Source organism: Scytonema sp. NUACC21 (genome assembly GCF_054684315.1).
This window is the reverse complement of record NZ_BAAFZH010000033.1, coordinates 20271-30582: the sequence shown is the minus strand read 5'-3', so window position 1 is coordinate 30582 and position 10312 is coordinate 20271. Positions and strand designations below refer to the sequence as shown.

Below are 10312 nucleotides of genomic sequence, written 5' to 3'. Positions count from 1 at the left end.
GGGCTGAACTAAGGGCTGTCCTTCACGAGTCAGGGCAAAGTACCAGTTACCATCAGTCTCCCTACCGTGTTGAGCTAGAAAATGAGCACCATTGCTGGCAATTGCCAGCCAGTTCTCGCGTTTTTCCAACTGGTTGTAAAGTTTGGAAAAAGTCCATACCTGGCGGTTTTGCAGCCAGATAAACTTATCGGTGTCATAAACCTTTCCCTCGCGATCGAGACAGGTGAAGTAGCCACCTTGCTCCCAGTCAATCGAATGTTTTTCCCAAAATGGGAGTACGTCGTTGAGAAGCGCGTTTTTGTAAAGTTCGGCAAGCCCTTTAAAGTCGTACTCCATGAATATCTTCCTTTATGCACCACTTCCAACAGCGTCAATTATCACCTTCTGGTGAAGGAACGACAAGTGCATTCAAGGATTTATGTACGGAAACCAAAAACGGAATTTTTCCGTATACTAGTATAATTACTCTGCTAAGTTATTAGTGGGGAAGTAGTTCCAGGGTCTACTGTGGAGCATCTATTGTAGAGACATTAAATTTTTGTATAAATCCTCTAATGGATAAGGTCAAGATCCTATTCCTGGCAGCCGATCCTAGTGACTCTGCTCGATTACGGTTAGGGCAAGAGTTACGAGATATTCGTGAAAAGCTTCAACTTTCCAAGCAACGAGACAGTTTCTTCTTAGAATCTCGGGAATCTGTACGTACCGGAGACGTCACTCAAGCGATTTTTGATACTGAACCTCACATTGTTCACTTCTCCGGACACGGTATGAGTACGGGAGAACTGTGTTTTGAAAATGCTTTAGGACAAACTCAACCTGTTCAGCCTGTTGCACTAGCTAATCTGTTTAAGTTAGTAAGTAAGCAGGTGCATTGTGTAGTTTTGAATGCTTGCTATTCACAAGCTCAGGCAAGCGCTATTGCCGAGCACATTCCCTACGTTATTGGCATGAGTCAAGCTATTGGAGACAAAACTGCAATAACATTTGCTGTGGGTTTCTATAGAGCTCTAGGAGCAGGGCGTTCATTTGAGGAGGCTTACCAGTTTGCTTGCGTGGAAATACAACTAGAAAGTATTCCAGAAAACTTAGTACCAGTTCTTTATAGAAAAGAAGTAAAAAATAGGACAGAGAGTAAATTCAATATAGATCGGAACAGAAATAACTCAATTCGTCCTTCCCGACCCGGTTTGAATCGCCATCTACAGGAGTTTTTTACTGTCATTTGAGTTACAGAAAAAACATTTTGGCTGCAATGGATATTATTTACTTCTATAGGTAGCGCTATAGGTTTTATGACTAGTATTCATGGTCTTGGAAGTGCCTTTTTTGGTATTGTCGTCGGAGGAATTGTAACGGGTATAGCCCAATGGTGGGGACTCAGACAACGAATTACCAAAATTTTTTGGTGGCTAATAGTAACAGCTATTGGTTGGGTACTTGGTTGGGCTGCGGGTGAATCTTTGATAGAAGGAGCGATCGCAAGGCTCCAATATATAGATAGATTCCCATCTCTGTACCAGAATCAAATTCCAGTTCAGATATCAACGCTACTTTTTGGAGGAATTTTATTTGGATTAGTGGCACTGCCTCAATGGTTTGTATTAAGAGAACTGAGCAATAAAGCAAACTTGTGGATTTTGTTTAATACATTTGGTACGGCTGTTGGTATTTTCTCAGGGGTAATGGTAAGTCGAATTTTGGATTGGATTATGGGAGGTTTCGTTGGCGGGATCGTCTTTGGCGTTATTACCGGAAGCGCAATGCTGTATCTGCTTCTTCATCCAGTTAAGTGAGGCAAACCCTTTTGTTCATTCCCACCACGTGCAAATTTTTTGATGATTTTGTATTTCACTACAGGCATAACAAGTATGCCGATTTTGGACACAATTCAAATATCATTTGGGAGCGATAAAAACAGACATCAAATTCCAATAAGAAATTCATGATTCCTGTTGCCTGTTCCCTTTTAACTCAAAGATTTTTCAAGAATGATTTACTCCCTTCTGCCCAGTAGTAGGGTGGGCATTGCCCACCGCTTTTCAATTGCTGCATAGCTCTAGCTGAAAAAATACTTTACCCCCTTCGTGTAAGTGTGTCCTTTAGGCAGTTGTAACCTTTTTAAAACCTGAAGTTAATATACAGCTAGGTTTATAAGATTTTTTAATACAAGCGCATGGGTTAACTTCGGTTTTTGCCTATCTTTTTTCAAATCGAGTCATCCAGCTAAATCTCCTACCAACTCCCCGTACTATGCCAAGCTTTATAAAATTTTAGATAGAGCTAAGCGCAAACTAACAATATATCGTAACAATTTCTGTACAAATCCCAATTGAAATGATTGTAATAAATTATTTGTTATTAAAGAATAAAAGCAATTATCCTTCGGGATTATCTCAGCAATTTTACTGATAAAATATCGAATTTAATAACTAAAACAACAAATTCGTTCTTTATATGGCTCAATCTGCTGACATCAGCACCAAAAAGTTAATCAGCCTTGCACCTGATAACTGGATAAAATGGGTAACGCAAATTCCCAATATCGTAGCAGGAGAAGTTCTCAACTCCGAATTCCAATGGATTAGCCGCGAAAGTGATGTGTTAATCCGCGCCCAAAGCCCTGAGTATGGCGAATTTCTAGTTCTTAACGAGTTACAACTGCGCTACAAAGCAAATATGCCCAAGCGGATGCGGGCTCATACTGCACTTGCGGAAGAAAAGTACGACATACCTACATATCCAGTCCTGATTAACATTCTCAAAGATACAGACGGCGAGATCGAAATTCCCACTCGCTATGAGTCCAACTTTGCCGGATTGCAAGCCCGTCAAGAGTACCGCGTGATTAACTTGTGGGAAGTTGATGTTGAGTTAGTTTTCCAGCAACCTTTGCCCTCTTTGCTTCCTTTTGTTCCAATTCTCAAGGGTGGAGGGGAAGAATCCGCGATACAACAAGCGTTGCAACTTCTGCGTCAAGACGAGCAATTAAATCAGTTGGAAACTGTTCTAGCATTTTTTGCTAGCTTCGTAATAGACACTGCACTAGTTCAGCAAATTATGAGGTGGGATATGGCGGTTTTAAGAGAATCTCCTTGGTATCAGCAAATATTGAAGGAGGGAGAGACAAAGGGTAAGGAGATTTTTTGTTGAATCCGAACTTGAAGTTTGCGAATTTTTTGATCGTCTCCGCCCAGACGTTCAATTTCTAACTGTTCCAACGCTTGGGCTATGTTCATTTCACCATAATCCCGGCTTTTCTGTGCCAAATCTAATGCGGTACGAGGTAACTTTAGTTGTTGGCGCTCAAATCGCAAAATATTACGATACGAACTATCTGAGGCGACTAGATAAATAGTACCGTTGTAAAAATCCCAAACATTTTGGGTTGGATTCCATTCCCCTGATTCTGACACAACAATTTGATTCACACCTTCTTGCGAACGGTCTAGAATCGTTAAACCTTTCATTTGTTTTCCATCAAATTCGTCGGCATAAAACAAGCGTGATAAGATTTTTTTCTTGCTACCATCCTCCAGCTTCACCTTTTGGTATTCTGGGTAGAAGAGATTTTGCCGATTCACAACTACTGGCTGGTCTGACTTTAATGCTGTGTCTAAGATTTGAGATGCTTGGTAATTTGCCGCAGGTACAATCTGCTCGTTAAACAAAAATGTCAATCCTGTAACGACAAGACTCAACATCACCGCAGTAAGTACCATGCGATAAACACTCACCCCACAACCGCGCAATGCTATCAGTTCGCTTTCACTTGAAAGACGACTGTAAGTCATCAAGGTAGCCAAAAGCGTGGACATGGGAAAGGCATAGACAATAAACCCTGACATTTTTAAGAAGAAAACCTGAACGGCAATGCCTATTGGTAGCCCAGATTCAACAATTTTTCTTATGAGTTCAAAGACAATATCAATGGAGACACCAATTGATGAAAATGCTCCTACACCAAATAAAAATGGTGGGATCAATTCGCTGGCAAGGTAGCGATCCATTAGGGAAACGGGCAACAGCGAATTGAAGGTATAGAAAGACTGTACTTTAGCCATTAGTTATTTGATTATTAATTAATGACGACCAAAACTAGTTCACTTTAGTTGTGCCGACCTACTTATCAAAATCAATGGTAGACAACTTCCGAAAAAATGACGTGGAATTCAAATAATAAATTAAAATAAGTTTTTAACTAAAATTTTAAAATTTTAAATTATACCTGAAATTTCTCTCCTAGGTAGTATTGACGCACTAAGGGATTTTTACAAAGTTCATCAGAAGTGCCGGAAGCAAGAATTTGCCCTTCACGCATGATGTAACCGCGATCTGTGATGGCAAGGGTCTCGCGAACATTATGGTCTGTAATTAAGATACCTATATCGCGATCGCGCAGTTGGGCAACAATTTGCTGAATTTCTGCAACTGCTATGGGGTCAACTCCAGCAAACGGTTCATCTAGGAGTAAAAATTTTGGTCCTTCTCTCCCTGCTGCCAAAGCCCTTGCTAACTCCGTTCGGCGTCGTTCACCCCCAGAAAGTTGAATTCCTTTGCTGTTAGCGACTTTTTCCAAACGAAACTCGCGAAGTAAATGGTCTAGAATCCGTTCCCACTCCCAACGAGGTACGTTAGTTTGTTCTAATACCAGCAGAATATTTTCCCGTACTGTCAGCTGGCGAAAAATACTTGCTTCTTGCGCCAAATACCCGATCCCCAACCGCGCCCTTTTATGCATTGGCAGTGGAGTCACATCCATCTTATCTAACCAAACCTTTCCCCGGTCTGGCTTTTCTAATCCTGTGGCTATGTAAAAAGTCGTCGTCTTACCAGCCCCATTGGGACCTAGTAAACCAACGATTTCTCCTTGGGCAACAGAGATGTTGACGCGATTTACAATCGCTCGCTTGCCATAAGATTTATGAACATTCTCTAAGACAATTTTCACTCTCGCGTCCTTTCTTAGTTATGGCTACTAGTTAGGTTTCTTCAAAGGTGGTGTTGCAGGAGCAGAGGAAGCCCCTTGATTGGTAACATTGGTATCGTTGACGATATAAATGGATTCTACCTGACGACCTTGCTTGGGTGTGGCAACAAATCGCCCTTCATCAATCAAATACGTTACCGTTTCGGCTTTGATACTATTACGACCCTGTTCCAAGACATAGACATTGCCACTGAGAACGATCTGCCGTTCGCGGGTAAAGTATTGTGCTTGAGCAGCGGTTGCTTGAATACCTCGTGCAGGATAGACAAGTTCTACATCGCCGCGAACGGTTGCCACTTGTGTTTTAGAGTTATATTCCTGTACTTTGCCACGGATGTAGAGAGGACGATTTTGCTGTCCTGAGGTCTGAGGTGCTTGTGCGATAGCTGTTTGCAGTTGACCGGGAAACGCAGGAGCGCCCATTGATGCTGCACTAAGCAGCAAGGCTAATCCAAAACGACAGGTTTGAAATTGAGGCAATCGATAGTGGGGTTTCATAGAATTTGAGATAACGGCTCGCCTGTTATTTTAATTCTCGCAAGTACTTTTCCCAGAGATTAGGATACACAATTTGGAATATCCGAGGAGCGCTACTAGCTAATTTGTTAGACGCTTTCTGCTCTCTTAAGGTTTCACTCAGCACTTTTACGGCTACCGCTTGGTCTTAAAAAGAACCTTCGTTGAATTTTTCAATCTTTCTCAGAGTTAACTCTTATAATTTTGGGTAAAGCCAAAGTTTCATCTTGACCCAATTTAAAGGCGGCAATTTTTTCTGGCTCTGTTTGTTGTAATGCCTTGAGCAATGCCGCACTCTCATCCAATAATTCGTCTACATCAATGCCACCGTAATCTGACGGGTAACGTCGCAGGCGATTGCTGCCTTCTCCCAGCAAAATCGCTGCTCCCCGCAAGTTCTTGTTACCCAAGTGATAAAGTGCTACGGCTATTTGCAGAATGCCTTGATAAAAAGTTTTTTCTGGCTCTGTTGCTTCAATCCACAAAGCCTCCAAAGTGTCGTGACAGTCATAATACTGCCCCGTATTAAACTGCTCTACACCTTGCCAAAACTCTTCGGGCATTCTTTCGCTCATGCCATTGTGTCTCGTACTTCTTTGATGGTTTCCAAGGAGATTTCTTGAAGATTCCCAGCAAATTCATTATCTGGTGTGAGGAACAACATACAGTGACATTCCTTCCGTTCCCGCATTGGTACGCACGGACAGTTCCAAAAAGTAACACGAATTTTTATTTCTTTTTGATTGTAGTGTTCGATGACTTCGGCACGGGTTTGGTCTTTATTAAGAACAACACCACTTCTCCAAACAAGTTTTTGTTCTTCAATCCAAGGATGTGTTTCAACAATGAAGCGCATAAGAATACCCTTGGGCATAAAATCGTATTTATAGTGTAAAATTAAGTTGTTTGTCTCGTCCCAATTATCCCTATAGTCAGGTTGCTTGATATCAAGTAATTGAGGTGAAATATATTTACCGGGATGATTGGGAATTGGGTAGCAAAGCTTGAAGCGCATCATAAGTTGCAGTAATTCATCTCGCATATCGGCATATTTGTTATCGCTCCAGATATCTTTCAGATCATCCTGAGTAAAATACCCCAAATTTTTCGTGACGGTTTCGTTATCTAAAACTTTATAAACAGCTGTTGTACCCCATTCTGGTTTGAGGATGACGTAGTTTTTAAGTGTAGGATTGTCTTGGAAGTGCAGGAAAACGCCGAGGTCGTGCAGATAACTACTCAGCAGCAACATATCTTTACGGTCAGTTAAATGATTAATTCGGCAAAGGTTCTCGTATTCAGAGAAGCTAATGTAGTTACGGGAATAGTTTTCTAAAGCAGCTCTAACTCTCACCCAGAGTTTTGGTAAAGGGTCTCCAACGTAGGGCAGCCTGCTGATGTATTGCACAATGGCATCTTTTATCTCTGATAAACCGCGATTTGTGGCTAGGTTAGTTGCTAAAACTTCTTTTAGATTGGTGAATTCTCCTCGCAATTGACGCTCATTGACTTCGCACTGACCGTCTCCTTTTTCATTTTTAACTAGCAGAACTGGGCTATTGTCGCTCAAGAGTTCGACAACCTTCAGCCACCAGTAAAAGTCTGTGTTTTCCTTACGAGTATCAGCAACTAAGACATAGAGAGAACGCTTGGTGAGGAAAAACTGATGAGTTTGGTGGTAGATTTCCTGCCCGCCAAAGTCCCAAATATTAACGCGGAAATCTTTTTTATTATATGTGAACCGCCACTGAATCACGTCAATACCTTGGGTTGATTTTTCATTTGACTGGAGTTTATAGTTTTCGTCTTCAATTTTCTTGGCTAAAGAGGTTTTACCAGATCCCCCTTCACCGATAATCAGTAATTTAGCTTCATAAAGGTAGTCTGTATCTTCTTTTTGCAGTTCTAAAACATCTCCTCTAATTGCTTGAATATTATCGGCTAAGCTTGCATATTCCCCACCCAAACGCCTCAAAATCTGAGATGTCACTGTCGCAAAGTATCCAATTTCTTCAACAATTTTACTATTCCTAACTTGTTGTGGATTCCTCAATACAGCAGCAAAATCTTCCAAAGATAACCCTACTTTTTTCGCCACATACTTCGATACCTCATCCATCACATTCAAAACGTAGTTTGAAGGAACAGAATCAACTAATAACTCCCGTACTCCTTCCATAAACTCATACTGAACATAATCAGGATTAGTATCTGCATTAATCTCAGATAATGGTTTTAATAATCCCCCTAAAAAAACCTCAGCCACATGAACTTGTTGAGAATCTTTTAACAGTTCTTCCCGAATCAATCGCACAATGGGTAAGGTAATGACAGGGGCAGAAGCTAATAATCCCGCCAATTTTCGTGCCATTGGTGAAGCTGTTACCCGAAACGCTTGTACACGCTGTTCTGCACTCAATTCACCGTGAACAAGATTAAATAACCCAGTTTCCTTTTTAAAAGGAGCATCTAACTTAAACACATAGCCTAATGTCCAAATACTGCCTTTACCCGACACCATTTGCGCCCAAGTACCAACCTTATCCGGTTCTAAGGTAAACACAGGAACTTTAACCCCGGTTTCCTCATCCAGTTCATCCCACAATGACACTTCTTTAGCGATTAATTTCTGGTTAGGTACCCCAGGAGTCAACCCCTGCAATCTTACTTCTGAAGCTCTACCTAAAGCAGTTCTTTTCCACAGCCACTTAGGAAGCATCTGGATAATTGCCATTGACCCTTGTTTTGCCCAGAGTTCTAATACAGGTGTAATTCCTCCATTACGCCACATAGGTGATACACAATCACTCACTATTAACACCAAACGCCGACCGGCAGGGTCAATTAATTCCTTAGGGCTACGGAGAGGTTGATTTTTAGCAGTTGCACCGATACCCCGCCGAATCTGCACTTGTTCCTTTTCATCCGCAATCAGTCCCCATACCCGCACATCTCGAAAAATCCCATAGTTTTTCAGCAACCGTTCCAATTCCCTAATGGTACGCCGCCAAATTTGCATGGAGATTGCCTCATCAACCACTAGTTCTAAATCTAACCAAGGTTCTACCGTAGGTCTTAGTACAAGTATCCAAAGCCCTTCATCTGCAATTCGTTGGATGGTAGCAGCTTCATCTAAAACCAATTCTCTATCAGAGGAAATACGACGCATTAAGGGTTTTAACGCCCGTGCTAAGGTTAAAGGTTCGCGTAAAGAAGGAGCATCGGGAACTTTCAAGGATAAATCTAAGGATTTTGAGGTCTGTTGTTGACTGCGGGGGTAAATGCCCGCTTTTTGTTCCTTTGGTGGCTGAGTTACTGCTGTTTCTTCTGAGTCTAAAGTCTTTGGTTCGGGTTTTGGCAATGTTTCCCGATCTGAATGACTTTCCTGCTTCCCAATCTCCCTCTCATCTTCCTTTTCCAGGGGTAAGCCAGAGGAGATTGGCTCAGATTGAGATTCCTGCATTTGAAGCGCTAGCCAAATGGTATCAGCAATTTCTTCGGCTGACAATTCCACTTCTTTGCTCAATGCAGTAATTAACTGGTCAATCATCTGTCCTCCGCACTGGTTAAGTATTTCAGCAACACTTCAATCAGGTCTTGTTCTTCTGCTTGTGTCGGTTTAAACTCACGTGTGACGATATAAATCGCATTCAGCAGTTGATCTGTGGCTACATCTCCACCTTTTCGCAATGTTCTAAATTTTTCAATTAATTGATTGATTTTTTCTTCATCTTTCGTGACTACATCATTTTCTAAATGTGCCTTTACAATTTCCTTTAAAGCCGTTGCATCTGGTTCATAGGGCATATTTAACCGTGCGATCGCGGTATGATAACTCATGACCGGGGTCGGCATTCGGGTTATCTCGAACATAGGGTTCCTCAGAAGCATAGGCGACGTAGAGAGTTTTCTCACCCGTCTGGCTATCTTTGTGTATTGCTATCCCTGAGGGTGCTTCAAATGGTGTCAGCACGCTGAATTGAACTTCCCCAGTTGCTCTGTCAAGGCAGTAGACGGTTTGTTCGGTGCGATCGCAAACCCAAAGAGTTTCTTCATCCACTGCTAAATTTTCTACTCCGACCCCAGGGGCATAAAACCTAGTGATTTGTTTCCTTGTATTGCGGTCAAAAACCAGTATTTCCCCTAGCTTTTGGCAACTGATATAGACAGTTGATTCCCAAACAGCAATACCATCTGCGGTATACGGCAAGGTGGCAAAGTGCTGCAAACCCAAAGATGTCACTTGGCACAAATAGACACTATTATCCCTAGTAACCCAGAGGGCATCATCCCATATAGCCAAACCAGTCACGTAAGTAAATTCACGGACTTGGTGGGGATTGAGAATTCGCGTGTTATCAGAGGAAGGGTCAATTGAGAGCAATAGACCTTTAGCAGTATCAATAGCAATGAGTGTATCCTGAAGAAAGGCAATGCCACAAAGAGCAGCAGCACTATGGGGTCGAATTGTCCTTTTCCCAATCATTTGGTTAGTAGGAGAACTGGGGAGTGCAAAAGTCATATTAAACTAACTTATCCAATGGTTTAGCATGAAAGGAATCAAATTGTAAGAAGTGGGTGAAATGAAACATAATTATCTCAAGCGTCGTAAGTCCATTGTCGTTCATCATTTTTACCTAATAAATGACTCTTGACAAATGACTGAGGACATTCCCAATCGGTTATGTTTAGTTGTACCACCTACTTAATACTCATAATTATCAATATTTTTGTGTTGTGTAATTCTTCCTAAGTCATAAGCACAAGCGTATTTTCGCAAGAAAATTTGGAAACTGCCCATGAGTA

General features: G+C 41.6%; 8 protein-coding genes and 4 pseudogenes. 3 read left to right on the top strand and 9 right to left on the bottom strand.

Annotated features, from left to right (window positions below):
• Positions 1-336 (bottom strand): AGE family epimerase/isomerase (locus ACYRY3_RS03105; protein WP_460200308.1); only part of this gene is annotated, 336 nt, incomplete at its 3' end.
• A gap of 218 nt (positions 337-554) precedes the next feature.
• Here ACYRY3_RS03105 and ACYRY3_RS03100 point away from each other — a divergent pair.
• The 3 genes and pseudogenes from ACYRY3_RS03100 to ACYRY3_RS03090 all read left to right on the top strand — a co-directional run.
• On the top strand, positions 555-1229 hold the full coding sequence (locus ACYRY3_RS03100) for a CHAT domain-containing protein (RefSeq protein WP_460200307.1): 675 nt from the start codon (positions 555-557) through the stop codon (positions 1227-1229).
• A gap of 66 nt (positions 1230-1295) precedes the next feature.
• Entirely contained in the window at positions 1296-1796 is a 501-nt protein-coding gene (locus ACYRY3_RS03095) for a hypothetical protein (protein WP_460200306.1), read from the top strand.
• Between the two features lie 661 nt (positions 1797-2457).
• Positions 2458-3138 (top strand): annotated as a pseudogene (locus ACYRY3_RS03090) (Rpn family recombination-promoting nuclease/putative transposase); the annotation flags it as partial.
• Here ACYRY3_RS03090 and ACYRY3_RS03085 read toward each other — a convergent pair.
• From ACYRY3_RS03085 to ACYRY3_RS03050, 8 genes and pseudogenes are all read right to left on the bottom strand, one after another.
• Positions 3108-4010, bottom strand: a pseudogene (locus ACYRY3_RS03085) (LptF/LptG family permease); the annotation flags it as partial. The pseudogenes ACYRY3_RS03090 and ACYRY3_RS03085 overlap by 31 nt on opposite strands.
• Before the next feature lie 212 nt (positions 4011-4222).
• A complete protein-coding gene (lptB, locus tag ACYRY3_RS03080; protein ID WP_460200305.1) occupies positions 4223-4951 on the bottom strand; it encodes an LPS export ABC transporter ATP-binding protein in 729 nt (242 codons plus the stop codon).
• A gap of 27 nt (positions 4952-4978) precedes the next feature.
• Positions 4979-5488, bottom strand: a complete 510-nt coding sequence (locus ACYRY3_RS03075) for an LptA/OstA family protein (RefSeq protein ID WP_460200304.1) — start codon at positions 5486-5488, stop codon at positions 4979-4981.
• Between the two features lie 191 nt (positions 5489-5679).
• The gene (locus ACYRY3_RS03070; RefSeq protein ID WP_460200303.1) at positions 5680-6081 is read right to left on the bottom strand and encodes a DUF309 domain-containing protein; all 402 of its coding nucleotides are present in this window, start codon (positions 6079-6081) and stop codon (positions 5680-5682) included.
• The gene (locus ACYRY3_RS03065) at positions 6078-6404 is read right to left on the bottom strand and encodes a ferredoxin-thioredoxin reductase catalytic domain-containing protein (protein ID WP_460200309.1); all 327 of its coding nucleotides are present in this window, start codon (positions 6402-6404) and stop codon (positions 6078-6080) included. Before ACYRY3_RS03065 ends, ACYRY3_RS03070 begins: the two co-directional genes overlap by 4 nt.
• 63 nt (positions 6405-6467) lie before the next feature.
• A pseudogene (locus ACYRY3_RS03060) lies at positions 6468-9056 on the bottom strand (SAV_2336 N-terminal domain-related protein); the annotation flags it as partial.
• Positions 9053-9346, bottom strand: a complete 294-nt coding sequence (locus ACYRY3_RS03055) for a hypothetical protein (protein ID WP_460200302.1) — start codon at positions 9344-9346, stop codon at positions 9053-9055. The pseudogene ACYRY3_RS03060 and the gene ACYRY3_RS03055, both read right to left, overlap by 4 nt.
• A pseudogene (locus ACYRY3_RS03050) lies at positions 9306-10028 on the bottom strand (transglutaminase); the annotation flags it as partial. The gene ACYRY3_RS03055 and the pseudogene ACYRY3_RS03050, both read right to left, overlap by 41 nt.
• Positions 10029-10312 lie beyond the last annotated feature (284 nt).

Excerpts from the sequence above, each read along its gene's own strand:
- ACYRY3_RS03055 (WP_460200302.1), bottom strand. The coding sequence starts at position 9,346 with ATGAGTTATCATACCGCGATCGCACGGTTAAATATGCCCTATGAACCA.
- ACYRY3_RS03100 (WP_460200307.1), top strand. The coding sequence starts at position 555 with ATGGATAAGGTCAAGATCCTATTCCTGGCAGCCGATCCTAGTGACTCT.
- ACYRY3_RS03095 (WP_460200306.1), top strand. The coding sequence starts at position 1,296 with ATGACTAGTATTCATGGTCTTGGAAGTGCCTTTTTTGGTATTGTCGTC.
- ACYRY3_RS03075 (WP_460200304.1), bottom strand. The coding sequence starts at position 5,488 with ATGAAACCCCACTATCGATTGCCTCAATTTCAAACCTGTCGTTTTGGA.
- ACYRY3_RS03070 (WP_460200303.1), bottom strand. The coding sequence starts at position 6,081 with ATGAGCGAAAGAATGCCCGAAGAGTTTTGGCAAGGTGTAGAGCAGTTT.